This is a genomic window from Pseudonocardia sp. (assembly GCF_050246655.1).
Classification (GTDB): Bacteria; Actinomycetota; Actinomycetes; order Mycobacteriales; family Pseudonocardiaceae; genus Pseudonocardia.
Genome location: NZ_JBFWVQ010000006.1, coordinates 2,107 through 21,320, shown reverse-complemented (window position 1 = coordinate 21,320; position 19,214 = coordinate 2,107). Strand labels below are relative to the sequence as shown.

At 74.2% G+C, this 19,214-nt stretch carries 19 protein-coding genes and 1 tRNA gene; 8 read left to right on the top strand and 12 right to left on the bottom strand.

Annotated elements, in window-relative coordinates:
* The first annotated feature begins 50 nt into the window (after positions 1 to 50).
* Positions 51 to 1,220 carry an ROK family transcriptional regulator gene (locus tag AB7J25_RS03550; RefSeq protein WP_428504937.1) on the top strand — a complete coding sequence of 390 codons (1,170 nt, stop codon included), beginning with the start codon at positions 51 to 53 and terminating at the stop codon, positions 1,218 to 1,220.
* Between the two features lie 242 nt (positions 1,221 to 1,462).
* Here AB7J25_RS03550 and AB7J25_RS03545 read toward each other — a convergent pair whose 3' ends face one another.
* On the bottom strand, positions 1,463 to 2,377 hold the full coding sequence (locus tag AB7J25_RS03545) for a Ku protein (RefSeq protein WP_428504935.1): 915 nt from the start codon (positions 2,375 to 2,377) through the stop codon (positions 1,463 to 1,465).
* A 55-nt stretch (positions 2,378 to 2,432) separates the two neighbouring features.
* On the opposite strand from AB7J25_RS03545, the gene AB7J25_RS03540 reads away from it, so the two are divergent.
* Positions 2,433 to 2,981 (top strand): hypothetical protein, encoded by a 549-nt coding sequence (locus AB7J25_RS03540; protein WP_428505120.1) that lies wholly within the window; start codon positions 2,433 to 2,435, stop codon positions 2,979 to 2,981.
* 92 nt (positions 2,982 to 3,073) lie between these two features.
* Positions 3,074 to 3,676: a putative glycolipid-binding domain-containing protein gene (locus tag AB7J25_RS03535; RefSeq protein WP_428505118.1), complete on the top strand. Its 603-nt coding sequence runs from the start codon at positions 3,074 to 3,076 to the stop codon at positions 3,674 to 3,676.
* Positions 3,677 to 3,794: 118 nt separating this feature from the next.
* Here the strand turns inward: AB7J25_RS03535 and AB7J25_RS03530 are convergent, their stop codons facing one another.
* From AB7J25_RS03530 to AB7J25_RS03520, 3 genes are all read right to left on the bottom strand, one after another.
* A complete protein-coding gene (locus tag AB7J25_RS03530) occupies positions 3,795 to 4,748 on the bottom strand; it encodes a prephenate dehydrogenase (protein ID WP_428504933.1) in 954 nt (317 codons plus the stop codon).
* A 23-nt stretch (positions 4,749 to 4,771) separates the two neighbouring features.
* Positions 4,772 to 6,070 carry an amidase gene (locus AB7J25_RS03525; protein WP_428505116.1) on the bottom strand — a complete coding sequence of 433 codons (1,299 nt, stop codon included), beginning with the start codon at positions 6,068 to 6,070 and terminating at the stop codon, positions 4,772 to 4,774.
* Positions 6,071 to 6,342: 272 nt separating this feature from the next.
* Positions 6,343 to 7,557 carry a M20 metallopeptidase family protein gene (locus AB7J25_RS03520; protein ID WP_428504931.1) on the bottom strand — a complete coding sequence of 405 codons (1,215 nt, stop codon included), beginning with the start codon at positions 7,555 to 7,557 and terminating at the stop codon, positions 6,343 to 6,345.
* Between the two features lie 110 nt (positions 7,558 to 7,667).
* Between AB7J25_RS03520 and AB7J25_RS03515 the strand changes: the two genes are divergently transcribed.
* Together AB7J25_RS03515 and AB7J25_RS03510 are read left to right on the top strand one after the other, a co-directional pair.
* A complete protein-coding gene (locus AB7J25_RS03515) occupies positions 7,668 to 8,192 on the top strand; it encodes a tRNA adenosine deaminase-associated protein (RefSeq protein ID WP_428504929.1) in 525 nt (174 codons plus the stop codon).
* A gap of 7 nt (positions 8,193 to 8,199) precedes the next feature.
* Positions 8,200 to 8,655 carry a nucleoside deaminase gene (locus tag AB7J25_RS03510; protein WP_428504927.1) on the top strand — a complete coding sequence of 152 codons (456 nt, stop codon included), beginning with the start codon at positions 8,200 to 8,202 and terminating at the stop codon, positions 8,653 to 8,655.
* Between the two features lie 7 nt (positions 8,656 to 8,662).
* Here AB7J25_RS03510 and AB7J25_RS03505 read toward each other — a convergent pair whose 3' ends face one another.
* A complete protein-coding gene (locus AB7J25_RS03505) occupies positions 8,663 to 9,760 on the bottom strand; it encodes an IS630 family transposase (protein ID WP_428504925.1) in 1,098 nt (365 codons plus the stop codon).
* An 89-nt stretch (positions 9,761 to 9,849) separates the two neighbouring features.
* Positions 9,850 to 10,503, bottom strand: a complete 654-nt coding sequence (locus AB7J25_RS03500) for a maleylpyruvate isomerase family mycothiol-dependent enzyme (RefSeq protein ID WP_428504923.1) — start codon at positions 10,501 to 10,503, stop codon at positions 9,850 to 9,852.
* A 63-nt stretch (positions 10,504 to 10,566) separates the two neighbouring features.
* Here AB7J25_RS03500 and AB7J25_RS03495 point away from each other — a divergent pair, with 63 nt between their 5' ends.
* Entirely contained in the window at positions 10,567 to 11,553 is a 987-nt protein-coding gene (locus tag AB7J25_RS03495; RefSeq protein ID WP_428504921.1) for a sigma-70 family RNA polymerase sigma factor, read from the top strand.
* A 67-nt stretch (positions 11,554 to 11,620) separates the two neighbouring features.
* On the opposite strand, the gene AB7J25_RS03490 is transcribed toward AB7J25_RS03495, so the two are convergent.
* From AB7J25_RS03490 to AB7J25_RS03480, 3 genes are read right to left on the bottom strand one after another with little or no spacing between them, the layout of a single operon-like run.
* Positions 11,621 to 12,379 (bottom strand): amino acid ABC transporter ATP-binding protein, encoded by a 759-nt coding sequence (locus tag AB7J25_RS03490; RefSeq protein ID WP_428504919.1) that lies wholly within the window; start codon positions 12,377 to 12,379, stop codon positions 11,621 to 11,623.
* Positions 12,376 to 13,224 (bottom strand): amino acid ABC transporter permease, encoded by an 849-nt coding sequence (locus AB7J25_RS03485; protein ID WP_428504917.1) that lies wholly within the window; start codon positions 13,222 to 13,224, stop codon positions 12,376 to 12,378. Before AB7J25_RS03485 ends, AB7J25_RS03490 begins: the two co-directional genes overlap by 4 nt.
* Complete coding sequence (locus tag AB7J25_RS03480) at positions 13,221 to 14,063, bottom strand: ABC transporter substrate-binding protein (RefSeq protein ID WP_428504915.1); 843 nt, start codon at positions 14,061 to 14,063, stop codon at positions 13,221 to 13,223. Before AB7J25_RS03480 ends, AB7J25_RS03485 begins: the two co-directional genes overlap by 4 nt.
* Positions 14,064 to 14,160: 97 nt before the next feature.
* On the opposite strand from AB7J25_RS03480, the gene AB7J25_RS03475 reads away from it, so the two are divergent.
* Positions 14,161 to 14,250: transfer RNA gene (locus tag AB7J25_RS03475), tRNA-Ser, on the top strand.
* Between the two features lie 113 nt (positions 14,251 to 14,363).
* On the opposite strand, the gene mgrA is transcribed toward AB7J25_RS03475, so the two are convergent.
* The 3 genes from mgrA to AB7J25_RS03460 form a co-directional block, all read right to left on the bottom strand.
* On the bottom strand, positions 14,364 to 15,389 hold the full coding sequence (gene mgrA / locus AB7J25_RS03470; protein WP_428504913.1) for an L-glyceraldehyde 3-phosphate reductase: 1,026 nt from the start codon (positions 15,387 to 15,389) through the stop codon (positions 14,364 to 14,366).
* 847 nt (positions 15,390 to 16,236) lie between these two features.
* Positions 16,237 to 16,725, bottom strand: a complete 489-nt coding sequence (locus AB7J25_RS03465; RefSeq protein WP_428504911.1) for a GNAT family N-acetyltransferase — start codon at positions 16,723 to 16,725, stop codon at positions 16,237 to 16,239.
* Between the two features lie 42 nt (positions 16,726 to 16,767).
* Positions 16,768 to 17,289, bottom strand: a complete 522-nt coding sequence (locus tag AB7J25_RS03460) for a pyridoxamine 5'-phosphate oxidase family protein (protein WP_428504909.1) — start codon at positions 17,287 to 17,289, stop codon at positions 16,768 to 16,770.
* A gap of 74 nt (positions 17,290 to 17,363) precedes the next feature.
* Between AB7J25_RS03460 and AB7J25_RS03455 the strand changes: the two genes are divergently transcribed.
* Positions 17,364 to 18,761: a glycosyltransferase family 39 protein gene (locus AB7J25_RS03455; protein ID WP_428504907.1), complete on the top strand. Its 1,398-nt coding sequence runs from the start codon at positions 17,364 to 17,366 to the stop codon at positions 18,759 to 18,761.
* Positions 18,762 to 19,214: the final 453 nt, after the last annotated feature.

The following is a 19,214-nucleotide window of genomic DNA, read 5'->3' as shown; positions in this document are numbered from 1 at the left end:
ATATGGTGCTGATCGTGCCTCGCACCGACGGAAGTGATTCACTGACCCCCATGGCAGCTCGTCGTGGAGCCGGCTACCAACCCTCCGCCGGAGACCTGTTCGAGCTGGTCCGCGGCGGTGCCGACACCCGCGCCGAGCTGGGCCGGCTCACGGGCCTGTCCCGCACCGCCGTCGCGGCGCGCGTCGACCACCTCCTCGCGAAGGGCTGGCTCGTCGAGCGGCCCGGCGAGGCGTCCACCGGAGGTCGGCCCGCGGCCCGGCTGGAGTTCCACGCCACGGGCGGCGCCGTCCTGGTCGCGGCCGTCGGCGCCAGCCGCAGCCAGGTGGCGGTGTGCGACCTCGCCGGCCGCGTCGTCACCGAGTCCGAGCTACGCATCGATGTCACCCTCGGCCCCGCGGCCGTCCTCAGCGCCGTCGCCGAGGAGCTCGCCGCCCTCCGCCGGATCGCCGCCACCGAGGACGCCACGGTCCGCGGCATCGCCGTGAGCATCCCCGGCCCCGTGGACCGCGACCGCGGCTGCAGCGTCCGCGCGCCCGCGATGCCCGGCTGGGACGGTGTCGCGCTCACCGACCACCTGACGCTGCCGGGCCGGCCGCTGCCCCTGGTCGTCGAGAACGACGTGAACGCCCTCGCCGTCGCCGAGCACCGTGCCCTGCGCGACACCGGCGTCGAGGACCTGCTGCTCGTCAAGATCTCCACCGGCATCGGGGCGGGCCTGGTCAGCGGCGGGCGCCTGCAGCGCGGCGCGGACGGCGCGAGCGGCGAGATCGGCCACACCGCGGTGCGCGACGGCGGCGGCGTCGCGTGCCGCTGCGGCGGGACGGGCTGCCTGGAGGCGGTCGCGGGCGGGCCCGCGCTCATCCGGGCGCTGTCCGGGCGCGGCGTCACCACGCTCGCCGGGATCGTCGAGCTCGCCCACCGCGGCGACCACGAGGCAGTCTCGCTCGTCCGCGACGCGGGACGGCGTCTCGGCGAGGTGCTCGCCGGGGCGGTCAACCTGGTCAACCCGGGCGTCGTCGTCCTCGCGGGCGACCTCGCCGACGCGTTCGAACCCCTGGTCGCGGGCGTGCGCGAGGAGGTCTACCGGCACGCCTCGGCGTCGGTCACGCGGCGGCTGCGCATCGAGCCCAGCAAGCTCGGCGAGCGCGGCGGGGTGGCGGGCTGCGCCGCACTGATCCTCGAACGGATCCTCGCGGCGCGGGCGATCGACACGGGCTGACCCCTCCCCCGACCCGTTGCGGCCCCCGCCCACCGCGAGTTGCGCATCTCATCAGGCCGAGTTGCGCGTCCGACCGCCACTCACCGCCCGCCCACCGCGAGTTGCGCATCTCATCAGGCCGAGTTGCGCGGCCCACCCGCCGAGCGTGCACCCAGTCCGGGCCCGACCTGCACGAACGCACACTCGACGCACCCGCGGCGGTCCGCGCCCGTCGGGGGGCACCCTGCTCACCCGGCGGCCGGCTACACCGCCTTGCGCCGCCGCGTGGGCTTCTCGTCGGCATCGTCGGCCTTCTTCGACGACCGCTTGCGCGCAGCGGGTTTCTCCTTCGGCGCGTCGTCCGCGGGCTTCTCCTGCTTCTCCGGCGCTTTCTGACTCGCCTTCGCCGCCTCGACGCTGCGCTGCAGGGCCGTCAGCAGGTCCGTCATGCTGTCGCCCTCGTCCGCGGGCTGCTCAGCCACCGGCGCGGGACGCGTCTCTCCCGTCGTCCGCTTCCGCTCGATCATCTCGGCGACCGCGTCGCGGTACTCGTCGTGGAAGTCGCTCGGGTCGAATTCCGCGCCGAGGCTCTCGATCAGCGACGCCGCCATCTTGAGCTCCTGCGGGCGCAGCTCGACGTCGGAGTCGAGGATGTCGAAGTCCGGGGTGCGCACCTCGTCCGGCCAGATCATCGTCTGCAGCACGATGACCTTGCCCCGCACCCGCAGCACGGCCATCGTCTCGCGCTGCCGCAGCGCCACCTTCACGACGGCCATGCGGTCGGTCTGCACCAGCGCCTCGCGAAGCAGCGCGTACGGCTTCGCCGCCTTCGGCTCGGGCTCCAGGTAGTAGCTCTTGTCGAACAGCAGCGGGTCGATCTGGTCGCCCGGGACGAACTCCACGACGTCGATCTCGTGGCCGGAGGCGATCGGCAGCTGGTCGAGATCCTCCTCGGTGAGCATGATCAGCTCGCCGTCCTCGGTCTCGTAACCCTTGACGATGTCGGCGTACTCGACCTCTTCGCCGTCGGTCGCCGCGACCCGCCTGTACTTGATCCGCGCCCCGTCCGAGGCCCGAACCTGGTGGAAGCGGATGTCATGACTCGACGTCGCGGTGTAGAGCTTGACCGGCACGCTCACCAGCCCGAACGACACCGCGCCACTCCACATCGCGCGCATGGGGCTCCTCCCACGATTCCGCCGGTCCCGGTGACAGCATGGCCGTGTGCAACCCATGCTCGCCACTCCGGGGACCCTCCCCGGTGGGCCGGACTGGATGTTCGAGGTCGAGTGGGACGGGCTGCGCATGCTGGCCGAGGTCGAAGACCGCCGGTTACGCCTCACCGACGCGGGCGGCACCGACCGCACCGGCGTCTTCCCCGAGCTCGGTGCCGTCGCCGATCTCGCCCCGGACATCCTGCTCGACGGCGTCGTCGTCCTGCTCGCCGACGGGGTGCCCAGCGGGGAGGCTCTCGCGCGGCGCCTCGCCGGGCACGGCGAGCCCGGCGCCGTCACGTTCATGGCCTTCGACGTGCTGCGCCTCTACGGCGTCCCGCTGCTCGACCGGCCTCTCGCCGACCGGCGCGCAACCCTGGAGCGGCTGCCGTTCGACCCGGCGCCCGACGCCGCCGTCACCCGATCCCCCATCTACGCCGACGGCGCGGCCCTCCTCACCGCCGCCTCCCAACGCGGGCTGCCGGGGGTCGTCGCGAAACGCCGCAGCTCGATCTACCGGCCGGGGCTGCGCTGTCCGGACTGGCTGCGGGTCCCCTCGCGGTCCTGAGACCCCGCCGATCGGGCAGGATTCTCCCCCGGACCCGCACCAGGAGAGGTGGACCTGCCACTCGGGTGACTACCGTGTGCCACGTGACCTCCATGCTCACGTGGCAGGCAGCCGAGGGGATCGGCATCGAGGGCGTCCGGATCCAGCGAGCCCAGGGCGGCCTGCGCGCGCTCGGCAGGCTGGTGCGACCCGGGTTCACCGCGTCGTACCGCTTGATCGTCGGCGACGACGACATCGTGCAGCGGGTCTCGCTCACCTCCGCGACGGCGGCCCGCGAGCGCCACCTGACGCTCAACCGCCGCGAGGACGGCCTCTGGCTCGCCGACAGCGGCTCGGGCAGCACGCGGCCGGCGTTCGACGGCGCGCTGGACGTCGACGTCGAGTTCAGCGCGCTCTACAACTCCCTGCCCATCCGACGGCTCGGGCTGCATCGCGAGCCGCGCGACGAGGACGTCCCGATGGTGTTCGTGTCCCTCCCGGACCTCGAACCCCAGCTGGTCACGCAGCGTTACCACACGATCTCGCCGGTGGTCGACGACCACGCGGTCGTCGGGTTCAGCTGGGACGACTTCGAGGCGGAGCTCGTCGTGGACGTGAACGGCTTCGTCGTGCAGTACCCGCAGATCGCGACGCTGGTCGCCGCCACGGAGGTCCCCCGGCCCGCCTCTCCCGCAGCGCCCGCCGTGGCGAGCTGACCGCGAGTTCCGCATCCCGCGGCGGCGAGTTGCGCATCCCGCGGCGGCGAGTTGCGGGTTTCGCCAGGCCGAGTTGCGGGTTCCGCCCGGCCGAGTTGCGGGTTTCGGCAGGCCGCCGTCACGCCCAGCCGACGACGACCTCGCCGCGCCTGCCGATCTCCCGCAGCCCCGCGAGGTCGCCCGGCCGCGGCCGCCGGACCCGGTGCCCCAGCGGCTCCCGCGTCGCCTGCCAGCGCTGCCGGGCTGCGTAGCCGGCGCGCACGGTCGCGGCGAGCCCACCCGTCGAGGCGAGCGCGCCACGCATGGCGCCGAGCCGGCCCAGCGCGTCGTCCACCGCGGCGAGCAGCGCCGCCCGGTTGCCCTCGCACATCGCCAGCACCAGTTCCGGCCGGGTCCCCGCCACCCGCGTGCCGTCGGCGAACGACGAGGCGGCCAGGGCGAGCGGCAGGTCCGACTCGACACCGCCCTGAGGTCCGGCGCCCGTCGCGGCCAGGACGGCGGCCAGGAGATGGGGCAGGTGGGAGATGCGGGCAACGGCGAGGTCGTGCTCGTCCGCCGCGGCCGGGACGACCCGGGCGCCGCAGGCCCAGGCGAGCTCGGCGACGTCGCACCACACGTCGGTGTCGACGCCGTCGTCGCTGTCGACGACCCACGCGGCCGCCTCGAACAGGTCCGGCACGCCCGCCCGCCAGCCGGACTCGGCCGTGCCGGCCATCGGGTGCCCGCCGACGTAGCGGGCCCGGGGGGCGTGCGCAGCAACGGCGTCGGCGACGGCCACCTTCACGCTCACCGCGTCGGTCAGCCGCACCGTCGGCGCGACGGCGTCCACCCGTTCCAGCACGCGCGGCACCACCGGCAGCGGGACGGCGAGCACGGCGAGCGCATCGACATCCGCCGCGCGGCGAAGGGCCTCGTCGGCGTCGACCGTGACGTCGAACCCGTCCGCGCGGCCCGCGGCGGCCGTCGCCTCCGACGCACTCGTGCCCCAGACGTCGCGGCCCGCCTTCGCCGCGGCGCGCATCAGCGAGCCGCCGATCAGCCCGGCACCCAGCACGCAGACCGCCCGCTCCATGCGTACAGACAGTAGCCGGGCGATCAGGCGCCGAGGGCAGCCGCCACCCGCAGCACGCCCCGCTCCTCCAGTCCGACGCCGACCACCTGCACCCCGGCCGGCAGCCCGTCCACCGCCGCGGGCACCGACACCGCGGGCCAGCCCGACAGGTTGAACGGCAGGTTCAGGTCGAGCAGCGCGGACGCGACCGTCACACCGTCGATCACCTGCTCGCCGATCGGCGTCGCCCGCAGCCGTGTCGTCGGCAACACCAGCGCGTCCACCCCGTCCAGCGCGGCCCGCATCGCGGCCACCAGCCGACGCCGCGCCCGCTGCGCGAGCACGTACTCGCGTGCGGGGAGGTCGGCCATCCGCTCGAGGCGCCGTCGCGTCAGGGGCTGGTAGTCCTCGGGCCGCTCGGCCAGCCACGTGCCGTGGGTGGCGAGGGCCTCGCTGCCGACGATCACCGGATAGGTCGCCGCCAGCTCGCCGATCATCGCGGTGCGGACCTCGACGACCTCCGCGCCGTGCCGCGCCAACCGCTCCACCGCGGCCGCGACGCCGTCCGCGATCGCCGGGTCCAGCGGTGCCCAGTAGCCGTCCGCCGGCGCTCCGATCCGCACACCCGCGACGCCGGGGGCCTGAATGCCCCCGCCGCCGCCCTCCCGGACGAGCGCGTCGTAGGTCACCGAGGCACCGTGGACGTCCGCGGTGAGCAGCCCGACGTGGTCGCAGCTCTCGGCCAGCGGGAACACGCCCTCGGTCGGCAACCTGCCGAACGTCGGTTTCAGGCCGACGATCCCGCACAACGCGGCGGGGGTGCGCACGCTGCAGCCGGTGTCCGTCCCGATCGCGAGCGGCAGGTGCCCGGCCGCCACCGCCGCGGCGGACCCCGACGACGAACCACCGGTGATCCGCGACGGATCGTGCGGGTTGCGGGCGGGTCCGGTGGCGGAGACGTCGCCCGTCGGACCGTAGGCGAACTCGTGCGTGTGCAGCTTCGCGACGACGACCGCGCCCGCGCGGCGCAGCGCCGTCACGATCGGGGCGTCCGCCCGGGCGGGGCCGGCGTCGTCGAGGATCCGGGAGCCGGCGCGCGTCGGGAGGCCTGCGACGTCGACGAGGTCCTTGATCCCGACGGCCACGCCGTGCAGCGGGCCGCGCCACTCGCCGCGCGCCAGCTCGGCGGTACGGGCGGCGGCCTCGGCCGTCGCCCGCTCGGTGTCGAGTGCGACGACGGCGTTCGTCGTGTCGGCGACGAGCCGGTCCAGGACGTCCGCCACGTGCTCGGCCGGCGACAGCTCGCCGGAACGCAGCGCCATCGCCAGCTCACGGATCCGCATCACGGGCGATACTGTGCCCGACGCCCGGCCCCGCGAGTTGCGCAATCCATCGGGCCGTGTTGTTCGTTTCGTCGGACGGGACGGGGTGCGCGGCTGACGAGAAGCGCAACTCGCCCCGACGAGATGCGGAACTCGCCGCCGCGGGATGCGGAACTCGCGGCCGCCGGATGCGGAACTCGCCCCGCTGGAACGCGCAACTCGCCCCGACGAGAAGCGCAACTCGCCCCGACGAGAAGCGCAACTCGCCCCGACGAGATGCGGAACTCGCCGGGCTACCGGAGGACGTCCAGCGCCAACCCCGCATAGACGGCGGTCCCGGCCGCCATCGCCTCCTCGTCGAACACGACCCGGTTCGAGTGGTTCGGTGCCGCCGCGCGGGGATCGGTGCCACGGGGGCAGCCGCCGAGGAAGGCCAGGGCCCCCGGCACCTGCCGCAGCACGTAGGAGAAGTCCTCCGCACCCATGATCGGCGTCGACATCGTGGCGACCTTGCCCCGGCCCAGCAGCTTCCGGGCCACCGTGCAGACCCGCTCGACCGACCCCTCGTCGTTGACGGTGACCGGGTAGCCCGGCTCGATGTCGACCTCCGCGGTGCAACCGTGCGCGAGCGCCGTGTACCGGCAGACGCGCCGGATCTCCTCGCGCACCACGGTGCGCACGGGCTCGGAGAGCGTCCGCAGCGTTCCCTCCATGTCGGCCGTCTCGGGGATGACGTTGCTGGTGGTGCCCGCGACGAGCCGGGCGATCGTCAGCACGGCGGGCTGGTGTGCGTCGACGCGCCGGGTGATGGCGGTCTGCAGCGCGCCGATCATGGCCGCGGCGGCGGGGACGGGGTCCAGGGCGTCGTGCGGGGCGGAGGCGTGCCCGCCCCGGCCGGTCACCGCGACGCGGACCGTGTCGTTCGCGGCCATCAGCGGGCCGGGGCGGGTGTGCAGCTCGCCGGCGGGCAGCGTCGCCGAGATGTGCAGCGCGAACGCCGCATCCGGCCGGCCGGCCGGACCGGACGCGTCCAGCAGCCCCTCGTCGATCATGTGCCGTGCGCCGTGGTAGCCCTCCTCCCCCGGCTGGAACATGAACAGGACGCGCCCGGCGAGCTTGTCGCGGCGCTCGGCGAGCAGGCGGGCCGCGGAGGCGAGCATCGCGACGTGGGTGTCGTGGCCGCACGCGTGCATGCGCCCGTCGATCTCGGAGCGGTACTTGAGGGTCGTCTGCTCCTGCAGCGGCAGGGCGTCCATGTCGGCGCGCAGCAGGACCGTCGGCCCGGGACGGGCACCCTCCAGCACGCCGGTGACCGAGCTGCTGGACCGGCCGAGGCGGACCACGATCGGAAGGTCGGCGAGCGCGGCGACGACGGCGTCGCGCGTATGCGGCAGCTCAAGGCCGATCTCGGGCCTGCGGTGCAGCGCGCGGCGCAGGGCGATCGTCCGCGGCTGGAGGCTGCGTGCCTGGGCGACCAGACCGTTCAGCTGCTCGTCGGCCGGGGGCATGTACCGATCCTGGCACCGAACCGACCGTTACCGGCACGTCGGCTTGCGGTCGGCGATTCGACCACCACTGTGCTCTGTCCCACACCCCGGCGAAGGCTTACCGTGGACATATGGCTGTGCAGAGCGCCGAAGCGCCCCCGGACCGGCGGGAGGACGCGCTGCCCGGGTTCGCCGTGGCCGCGATCCGTGAGGACGGGCGGTGGCGCTGCACTCGCCTGGATTCGGAAGCGCTCGTCGATCTCGACAGCGCGATCACCGCCCTGCGGGAGCTGCGCTCGACGGGGGCGGTACTCGGCCTGCTCGATGTGGACGACGAGTTCTTCGTGCTGCTGCGCCCGGTGCCGGGCGGGGTGGCGCTGATGGTGTCGGACGCGATCGCGGCGCTGGACTACGACGTCGCGGCGGACGTGCTGGACCTGTTGCGCGTCGAGTTGCCGGACTACGAGGCGGACGATCCCGACGCCGAGCCGTGGCCGGAGGGCGACCTCGCGATCGTCGCCGACCTCGGGCTGCCCGCGGACGAGCTGGAGGTGCTCGCCACGGAGACCGATCTCTACCCCGACGAGCAGCTGATCGCGATCGGCCGCCGCTGCGGGTTCGGCGAGGCGCTGGCGGAAGTCGTCGACGCGCGGTGACACCGCGTTGACACCGGAGCCCGAAGCGCTGGTACGCCGGGCGCTGGAGGTCGCGGCGGGGGCGCTCCGGACGGGCGACGTGCCGATCGGCGCGGTCGTGCTGGACGCGTCCGGTCGCGAGCTTGCTGCAGCCTGCAACGCACGCGAGGCGCTGGGCGACCCGACGGCCCACGCCGAGATCCTCGCCCTGCGCGCGGCCGCGGTGGCCGTCGGCGAGTGGCGGCTCTCGGGCTGCACCCTGGTCGTGACCGTGGAGCCGTGCACGATGTGTGCGGGCGCGATCGGGCTGGCCCGCGTGGAGCGGGTCGTGTTCGGGGCGTGGGAGCCGAAGACCGGGGCCGCGGGCTCCCTGTGGGACGTGCTGCGGGACCGGCGGCTCACCCACCGTCCCGAGGTGGTCGGGGGCGTGCTGGCGGGCGAGTGCGCCGCGCTGCTGGAGGAGTTCTTCGGCGCGCACCGCTAGTGCCTCGTCAGGCAACGTTCGGTAGGTAATCCGGTCTGCGGATCTTGGACTCGGGGGCGAAGCGCCGTTTGGGTCGGGAGTGGCGGTTGGCCCAGCGGACGTAGCCGGCGATCGCGGCTTCCTGTGCGGCGTGGGAGGGGTAGTCGCTGCTGTCGAGGGTGAAGTAGCGCAGCGCGGTGAACTCCGACTCGATCCAGTTCAGCCAGGACGCGTGGGTCGGGGTGAACACCAGCTCGACGTCGTTGTCGGCGCACCAGGTGGCGACCTCGGTCTTGCGGTGTGGGGAGAAGTTGTCACAGACCACATGCAGCCGCCCGAGCGGGAACCGGCGGCGCAGCTGGCGCAGGAACGACAGGAACTCCTGCCAGCGTTTGCGGTCGCGGAGCCGGTAGAACAGCTGCCCCGAGGCGAGATCGAGCCCGGCGAGCATGTGCCGTACGCCGCCGTAGCGGTGATAGGTCGCCCGCAGCCGGGCCGGACGCCCGGAGGGGAACCAGCCCCGGCCTGGGCGTGGTTGCAGGTTCAGCGGCCCGAACTCGTCGACACAGATCACCCGACCACCGTCGGGGATTTGTCCGGCGGCGCAGCGGTCGTCGAGGATCCGGGTCATCTTCTCGGCGAACTGCGGATCGTTGCTGGCCTTCCAGGTCTTGGTGGCCTGCCAGCGCACCCCCGCGGTGCGCAGGATCTGCCGGACGGTCTCAACGCTGATCACGACTCGATGCGCTGCGGCGAGGTGCTCGACGAGCTTGGTCAGGCTCCAGGTGGTGAACGGCAGTCCGACTTGCTGGGGCGGGGTGCGGGCGACCCTGCAGATGAGTTCGCGGACGTGGGGGCCGAACTTAGGCGGTCGACCCCCGCTCCATTTTGGGTCCAGGGCTGCGAGCCCCTTGTCGTTGAACGCGTGGATCACCTCCCGCGCGTACTGCGCGGTCGCGGCGAACATCGCCGCCGCCTCGGTCGCGGTGCGTCCCTGCATCGAGGCCAGCACGATCCCCGCTCGCCGCAGCCGGACCCGGTCCCGCGCCGTGCGGGTGATCTTCACCAGTCGCTGCGCCTCGTCCGGGGTCAGCTCCCGGACGAACACCTCGGGCCCTCGCGCCACGCCCACCACCTCCGGCGGACACCCTTCCCGCCCCTCCACCGATGGATCAAGCAGACCCGATCACAACCCCAACCTTCCGGGACGAGGCACTAGCACCGTTCGCGCAGGAGCTCCACGCCGTCGCCGTCGAGGTCGTCGCAGAAGGAGCCGCGGCCGGTCATCGCCATGATCAGTGCCAGCGTCGGGCCGGCGACGAGCGCGCCCGCGCCGGCTGTGAACGGCCCGTCGGTGGCCACCAGGCGCAACCCGCCGATCCGGCCCCGTGCGAGCACGACCAGGTCGGTCCCGGCGTAGTAGTCGGCGAGGCGGGTGAGGGTCGTGATCGGGTGGTCCCGGCGCAGGCCCAGCGGGCGGCGGATGTCATGGCCGTGCACGATCGTCTCGCCCAGCATCGCGAGCACCGGCAGCGGCGGCGACGTCGTGCTGGTGACGACGCGGCGGAAGCGCTCGAGGGTCTCGGCCGGTGAGTCCCCGAGCTGCTCGGCCAGGCGCATCGCGACCTGCCGGTCGAAGTCGAACCGGCAGCGCAGCACGCCCCACCACCAGCGCAGCGGGGTGAGCCCCGCCGCCGAGGCGAGATGGGCGAGCACCTCGCGCACGGTGAACCCGGTGCAGAGCGATTCCGTCTCCCACGCCTCCTCGGGCAGGTCCGCAAGATCCGCGGCGAGGGCGGCGCGTTCGGCGTGGACGAGCGCCCACTCCTCCAGGGCGTTCCGGCGTCGGGCGCGGTGGGTGGTGGTCACGTTCTCCTCCTCGGCTCGGTGCACGGAGGGTGTGACCGCGGCCGGTCCGGCAGACTCATCGCTGTGGCCGAAGATACGTCCGACCTCGACCGCGCCCGTGCAGGCGACGACGACGCATTCAGCCGCCTCGTCGAGCCGCTGCACCGCGAGTTGCACGCCCACTGCTACCGGATGCTGGGCTCCGTCCACGATGCCGACGACGCCCTGCAGGACGCGCTGGTGCGCGCCTGGCGCCACATCGGACGGTTCGAGGGGCGCAGCGCCGTGCGCACGTGGCTGTACACGGTCGCGACCCGCACCTGCCTCGACGTGATCGCGCGCCGCGGACGCCGTGCCCTGCCCGTCGATCTCGGGCCGTCGAGCCCGTACGCCGTCGCCCACGACAGCCCGCGCACGGACGTCGCGTGGCTCGGCCCCTACCCCGACGCCGAGCTGCCCTACGAGCAGCGCGAGGCCGTCGAGCTGGCGTTCGTCGCGGCGTGCCAGCACCTGCCGGGCAACCAGCGGGCGGCGCTGCTGCTGTTCGAGGTGCTCGGGTTCAGCGCGGCGGAGATCGCCGAGGTGATGGACACGTCCGTCGCGTCCGTGAACAGCGCGCTGCAGCGGGCGCGCCGCGTCGTCGCGCAGCGGGTGCCGCCGCGCTCCCAGCAGGCGACGTTGCGCAGCCTCGGTGACGCCCGCCTGCAGGCGCTCGTCAACGGCTACGCGTCGGCGCTCGAACGCGGGGACGCGGACTCGCTGGTCGCGCTCCTCACCGAGGACGTCACGTGGGCGATGCCGCCGCTCCCGCACTGGTACGCGGGCCGCGACGCCGTCACGGACTTCGCAAAGGCCGTCCCGCTCGGCACCTGCGGGGGGTGGCGGCGGCTGCCGACGGGCGCGAACGGTCAGCCCGCGCTGGGCTCCTACCTGTGGGACGAGAAGTCGGGCGCCCACGTCGGCTTCGCCGTCGACGTCCTGACGGTGCGCGACGACCGCATCGGCGCGATCACGACGTTCGTCGGCCCGGAACACCTCGCGGCGTTCGGCCTGCCCGCGCAGCTCCCGTGACCCCGTCGAGAACGACCTTACGATGATCGAATCGCCCTGTTGATCAGCGCAGTGTCGTTCTCGACGGTCAACCCAGCCGGCCCGCCGCGATGATCCGGGCCAGGAACGTCCGTGTCCGCTCGTGCACCGGGTCGCCCAGCACCTGCTCCGGCGGACCGGACTCGACGAGCCGCCCGCCGTCGAGGAAGCACACCCTGTCCGCCACCTGACGGGCGAAGCCCATCTCGTGGGTCGCCATGAGGATCGTCATCCCGCCGGCGGCGAGCTCCCGCACGATCGCGAGCACCTCCCCCACCAGCTCCGGGTCCAGCGCCGACGTGATCTCGTCGAGCAGCAGCAGCCGCGGAGCCACGGCGAGCGCCCGCGCGATCGCCACCCGCTGCTGCTGACCGCCGGAGAGCCGGTCGGGATACGCCCCGGCGAGCGCCGCGAGCCCGACCCTCTCCAGCAGCTCGGTGGCCCGGGCGTCGGCGTCGCGCCGGGAGATCCCGTGCACGACCCGCGGGGCGAGCGCCACGTTCTGCACCGCCGTCATGTGCGGGAACAGGTTGAACGCCTGGAACACGATCGCCATCCGGCGCCGCGCGTCGGCGAGGTTGCGCGCCCCGAGCCGCGGGTCGGTGACGTCCACGCCGTCGAGGAGGACCTGGCCGTCGTCGACGTCGTCCAGGAGGTTCACGCACCGCAGCAGCGTCGACTTCCCCGACCCGGACGCCCCGATCAGCGTGACCACCTCGTGCTCGCGGACCTGCAGGTCCAGGCCGGCGAGCACGGTCGCGTCGCCGTAGCGCTTGACGAGCTCGCGGACCTGGAGGACGGGGATCACGAGCCCTCCTGACGGCGCGCCGCCCGCGCGGCGACCGCGTCCGCGAACCGGCCGGTCGGCACGGCGAGCAGCACGAACAGCAGCCCCGCGACGACGTACGGGGTGAAGTTGTAGGACTCGGCGACGGCGATCTGCGCGGCCCGGATCGCGTCCACCGCGCCGAGCACGGAGATGAGGCCGACGTCCTTCTGCAGCGCGACGAAGTCGTTGAGCAGCGGCGGCAGCACCCGCCGGACCGCCTGGGGCAGCACCACCAGCCGCATCGACTGGCGGTGGGACAAGCCCAGCGAGCGCGCCGCCGCACTCTGCGACGGGTGCACCGACTCGATCCCCGCCCGGAACACCTCCGCGACGTACGCGGAGTAGACGAGGATCAGCGTGATCGTCCCCAGGACGGCCGCGCTCGTCGGGATCCCCTGCAACCGCAGCGCCGGCAGCCCGAAGCCGATCAGGTAGAGCGCGATGAGCAGCGGCACCCCGCGGAACAGGTCGACGTAGGCGGTCGCCAGCGCGCGCAGCGGGAAGAACACCGGCCCGCGCAGCGTCCTCATGCCCGCGATCGCGAGCCCCACCACCAGCACGCCGATCTCCGCCACCACCAGCACCCGCAGGTTGAGCCAGAGCCCGTCGAGGATCGACGGCAGGGAGCGCCACGCCTCCGCCGGGTCCAGGAACGTCTCGCGGAACCGCGGCCAGCCCGGCGAGTTGCCCACGACCACGACCAGCACGATCGCGAACAGCAGCGTCGAGAAGAACGCGACGGCCGTGGACCGGCGGGCGCGGGAGCGGCGGTAGGCGAGCCGCTCCTGCGCGAGCGGGCTCAGCTGGGGAGCCGGGAGGCTCACTTCAGTTCGGGCGCCGAACCGGTCGACGCCAGCCACTGCTGCTCCAGCGCGGCGAGCGTGCCGGCCGCGCGCAGCGTGTCCACCGCGTCGCTCACGCACGGGGTCAGCGGGCTGCCCTTGTCCAGCACCGCCCCGAACTGCTCCGGCGTGCCCCCGGCCAACGGCAGCTGCCCGACGATCTTGCCGTTGTCCAGCTCCGCCCCGGTGATGTAGAAGGCCGTCGGCAGGTCGACGACCAGCGCGTCGATCTGGCCGTTGGTGAGCGCGAGCTTGGCGTCGTCGTTGGTGTTGAACACCGCGGCCGGGGTGGTCGGCACGATCTGGTCGTTGATCGCGGCGAGGCTCGTCGTCCCGACCTGGGCTCCGAGCCGCAGGGGCTTGAGCCCGGCGATGTCGGTGACGGCAGCGGCCGGGCTCGTGGTCAGGGTGATCACGGCCTGCTTGACGTCGTAGTAGGGCGTGGAGAAGTCGACGGCCTGGCGGCGCTCCTCGGTGATCGAGAACTCGGTGAGGTTGAGGTCGTAGGTCTTCGGGCCGGGCTGGATCGCGGCGTTGAAGGGCACCCGCGTCCAGGTGACCTTGTCCTTCGGGTAGCCCAGCTCCTGCGCGATCGCGTACGCCACGGCCGCCTCGAAGCCTTCTCCGGTCGTGGGGTCGTTGTCGACGTACCAGGGCGGGAACACCGGCTCGTCCGTACCGATGGTCAGGGTCCCGGGTGCGAGGGTGGGCAGGGCTCCGGGGGTGCAGTCGGCCTCGGCGGTCGACGGGGTCTGATCGGGGGCGCACCCCGCGAGGAGGAGCGCGATCACGGGGAGTAGCAGTCGGGCGGCGACGGTCATCCCGGAAGTGTGGCGCGGGCGGGCACGGAAGTCGATCAGCGTTCGGGCGAGCCGCCCCGCGGACGCCGGCCGACGGTGCCCCGGTAAAGTTCGTCCCGGTAGCGTGTCCGAGCGGCCGAAGGAGCGCGCCTCGAAAGCGCGTGAGGGTTCACGCCCTCCGTGGGTTCAAATCCCACCGCTACCGCCATCTACCTGGAAGAACGCCCGGCAGGTCCCGACGGACCGGCCGGGCGTTCTCCGTCCGGCCGCATTCCTGGTGGCATTCGTACTCGACCAGCCCATCGCCGACATGATCGCCGGTCAGCTCGTCGCCGAGCCCCGCCACAGGTCGATCCCCGCCTCGGTCGCGTACCGGTCGATCTCGGCCAGCTCGTCCGCGTCGAAGTCAGGGTTCGCCAGCGCCGCGACGTTCGACTCCAGCTGCGCCACGCTCGACGCCCCGACCAGCGTCGACGTGACGCGCGGATCGCGCAGCGTCCAGGCAAGGGCCATCTGCGCGAGCGACTGCCCGCGCTTCTCCGCGATGGCGGCGAGGGCGCGGATGCGGTCGAGGTTCTCCTCGGAGAGCCACTGCCGGTCCAGCGAGCCGTCCTGCGCCGCGCGGGAACCCTCCGGCACCCCGTTGAGGTAGCGGTCGGTGAGCATGCCCTGCGCGAGCGGGGAGAACCCGATGACGCCGACGCCCTCGCGCTCCACGACGTCGAGCAGGCCGTCCTCGATCCAGCGGTTGAGCATCGAGTAGGACGGCTGGTGGATCAGCAGGGGCGTGCCGAGCCCGCGCAGGATCTCGGCGGCCTGCGCGGTGCGCTCCGGGGAGTACGACGAGATCCCCACGTAGAGCGCCTTGCCCGCACGGACGGCGGCGTCGAGCGCGCCCATCGTCTCCTCGAGCGGGGTCTCGGGGTCGAAGCGGTGGGAGTAGAAGATGTCGACGTAGTCCAGCCCCATCCGCGCCAGGCTCTGATCGAGGCTCGCGAGCAGGTACTTGCGCGACCCGAGCTCGCCGTACGGGCCGGGCCACATGTCCCAGCCCGCCTTCGTCGAGATCACCAGCTCGTCCCGGTACGGCGCGAGGTCGGCGGCGAGCATCCGGCCGAAGTTGCGCTCGGCGGAGCCGTAGGGCGGACCGTAGTTGTTGGCCAGGTCGATGTGGGTGATGCCGAGGTCGAACGCCCGCAGCACGATCTCGCGCTGGACGGCGAGCGGGCGGTCGTCGCCGAAGTTCTGCCACAGCCCCAGCGAGATCGCGGGCAGCTTCAGGCCGCTGCGCCCGCAGCGGCGGTAGGGCATCGAGTCGTAGCGCTCGGGCACGGCGGTGTGCGGCAAGATACCTCCCGGGATCGGGGCCCAGTCTGCTGCGTCCCGGACGCGACGGCCATCGCTGTTCGGGCGACGGCGTAGGGGTTCGGGCCGCTGCGGCAGGGGTACCCGCCGCGCAGGAGGGGACCGTGGCCGCGATCCGGATCGACACCGACGTCGCCGAGCGCGTCCTGACCCCCCGCGGCGAGCTCGCCCCGGACACGGCGGACGTCCTGCGCACCACCGTCCATGCGCACCTCACGGCCTGGGTGGACGTTCGGGTCGATCTCGGCGCCCTGACGGTCGCGCGCCCCGGCCTGCTGCACGTCTTCCCCCTCGCGCTGGCCGACGCGGGCGGTTGGCCGACGGCGCGGCTGGTGCTGTTCGGTGCCCGCGAGCCGACGGCGCTGATGCTGCGCACGCAGCGGATCGACGAGGCGGTCCCGGTCGGGCCGCACCGGTCGGGCGCCCGGCCGTTGCTGGGGCGGCGCCCGCAGCGACTGTGCCGACGCATCGGGCTCGCGCCGGACGCGGACGTCCGCGCTCTGGTGGATGCCGCCTGCGCGGCCTGGAGCGTCGCGGGCCGCTTCCCCGACGCCCCGCTGGTGGTGGCCGAGCTCGCGGCGAACGCCGCCGCGCACGGCGGCGCACCGGCGCTGCTGATCCTGAGCCTGGACCGCCGCGGCCTGCACGTGGCCGTCCGGGACGCGGATCCGCGGGGTGCGGCCGACGTCCGCAGGCGCTCCGGGCGCGGCCTGGACCTGGTGGCGGAGCTGGCGCGCGCGTGGGGGGTGGCGGCGCACGCCGACGGCAAGACCGTCTGGGCGGTGCTGGCCGGGCCGAGGAGGGTACGCCGCCATCACGCCCCTTCTCGTCACATCGACGAGAATGGCGCTGCGTACGCGAACGTGCCGCTCACCGGCCGATACGCGGTGAGCGCCCGCACCTGGAAGTACCCGCCCCACGCCGGGTCCGGCGCCGCGATCCCCCGCTCCGACGCCGCGACGAACCCGAACCGCCCGTAGTAGGCGGGCTCGCCCAGCAGCGCGACGAACGGCTCGTCCGCGGCGTCGGCGGCGCCGAGCACCGCGTGCATGAGCGCCGAGCCCACGCCCCTGCCCTGCTCCTCGGGGAGCACGGCGAGCGGGCCGAGGCCCAGCGCGGGCGTCGACGCGACGTACCCGCGCGTGCACACGACGTGGCCCACCACCGTGCCCGCCCGCTCCGCGACCAGCGACAGGCGCGGCAGCCAGCCCGGATCGGCCCGCAGGGCGTCCAGCAGGCCGGCCTCGAGCGAGGTCTCGAACGCCGCGAGGAGGACGTCGCGGGTCGCGTCCCCCGCCACCTCCCTGCGCACGATCACGGGCCGATCATCGCAGCACCGACGGGATCCGCGGCCCGCGGCTCATCCCCGTCGAGGCGCGGGCGCGAAGCGGTAGCGCGTGTGGGTGAACCGCCCCTTGCCGAACGCGAGGACCTTCGCCGGCTCGACGCGGTAGACGTACGCGGCGCCCGCCTCGTGCACGAACCCGCCCTCGCCCGCGTCGAACTGCCACCGCCCGTCCCACTTGCGCGTCCACGCCTCGGCGAGGACGCGCAACCGCCCCGGGTCCGTGACGCGGACGGCCTCGCCCTCCACGACGACGTCGAGCCCGCCGTCCCAGCGGGAGTCGCCGGTGCTGAGCAGGACGTGCGGGTGGACGGCCAGGTTGCGGGCCTTCTGCTCCTCGGGGCCGGTGCAGAAGTGCAGCGCGCCGTCCTGCCAGACCGCCACGAGCGGGCTGGCGTGCGGCCTGCCGTCCGCGCGGACCGTGGTGACCAGGAACAGCTCCGCTTCCTCGATCACCCGCAGGGTGTCCGACCACGGGACCGCCGCCGTGTCGGGTTCGCTGAACCGCTCGTCGAGCGTGGTGGTGGGCTCGGTCATGGGGTGGATCCTGCCGGGAAACGGGCAGCTGCGGCCTGTCGGAGTGGCCCCGGGCCGGTTAGGGTCACCTCAGCATGATCGAGACCGAGCGGTTCCGGGACCGCCGGGCGCTCGTGTCGCTGCTCCCGGCGGTGCTCGCGGGCGTGCTCGGCCTGCTCGGCGCGTCCACCCCCGCCCTGTGGGCCGACGAGCTCGCCACCTGGGGCGCGGTGACGGTGCCGTTGCCGGGCCTTCGGGCGATGCTCGGCGAGATCGACGCGGTGGTGGCGCCGTACTACCTGCTGATGCGCGGCTGGGCCACGCTCGCCGGGACGTCCGACCTCGCGCTGCGCGTCCCGTCCGTGCTGGCCATGGCGGTCGCGGCGGGCCTGACGGCCGCGCTGGGCTCCCGGCTGGCCGGGGCCCGCACGGGGCTCGCGGCGGGGGTGCTGTTCGCGATCCTCCCGACGACCAGCCGGTACGCCCAGGAGGCACGCCCGTACGCGCTCACCGTATGCGCGGCCGTCGCCGCGACCCTGCTGCTGGTGCGCGCGCTGGACCGGCCCGGGATCGCGCGCTGGTCGGCGTACGCCGCGGCGGTGGCGGCGCTCGGGCTCCTCCATGTCGTCGCCCTGCTGCTGGTCCCGGCGCACGGCCTGGCCGTGGCCCTGGCGCGCCGCGGCGGGACCGCGTGGCTCGCGAGCGCGGTCGCGGGCTGCCTGCCCGCCCTCCCCCTGCTGTGGCTGGGCGCCCGGCAGCGCGCGCAGGTCGACTGGATCCCCACGCTCGGCGCGGACCGGCTCACCACGACGCCGTCGCAGATGTTCGGGACCACGCTGATCGGCGGCGTCGTCATCGGGCTGGGCCTGCTCGCGGTCTCGCTGCGGCCACCCGCCGCCGTCCCGGCGCTGTGGGCGCTCGTCCCGCTGGGCGGCCTGCTCGCTGCCTCCGCGGTGCTGGACCTCTGGCTCGGGCGCTACCTGCTGTTCACCGTCCCGGCCTGGACGCTGCTCGCGGCGCTCGCCCTCGCGGGCACGACATCGGCGCGCGCCACGGCCGTCGTGGCCTGCGTCGGCGTGCTCGCGCTTCCCGCCCAGCTCGACCAGCGGGCCGCCGACGGGCACGGCCAGGCCACCCGCGAGCTCGGCGCGCTCGTCGCGACGCAGTACCTGCCCGGTGACGTCGTCGTGCACGGCACGGGCGCCCGCGGCGAGGACCGGGTGAGCCGCGACCTCGTCGACCGCTACGTCCCTGCGGACCGCCGCCCCGTCGACGTCCTGCTGTCCCGCCCCCTGCGCACGGACGGCCTGCGCGCCACCGAGTGCACCGGTTGCCTCGGCGCTCCCCCGCGGATCTGGGTCGTGCGGTCCGGGGAGCGCACCGACCCCCTCGGCGGCCTGGACGACGCCAAGCGCGAGGCGCTGCGCACCTACCGGGTGCAGCAGGTGTGGCAGCTCACGGGGCTCACGCTCGCCCTGCTCGTGCCGGCGTGACGTCGTCGCCCGGGGCCGTCCGCGATCCTGCGCGCGCAGACCCCCGCGGGCGCTCGCACACATGTGCGATCGGGCGCGACGGGCCGGCCCGCGCCGGGGCCGGCGCCGCTCGCACATACCCCGCGGCGCTCGCACACACCGTCGGCAGTGTGTGCCACCACCGGCGGGTATGTGCCACCGCTGGCACGTATGTGCGACCAGGTGCGGGGGCCGTCGGCGGTGGAACGCCCGCCGAGCCCGCGCCGCGCCCGCCCGCGCCGCGCCCGCCCGCGCCGGGCCTGGCGCCGCTCACACATACCCCGTGGTGCTCGCACACACGGTCCGCGGTGTGTGCCACCACCGGCGGGTATGTGCCACCGCTGGCACGTATGTGCGACCAGGTGCGGGGGCCGTCGGCGGTGGAACGCCCGCCGAGCCCGCGCCGCGCCCGCCCGCGCCGGGCCTGGCGCCGCT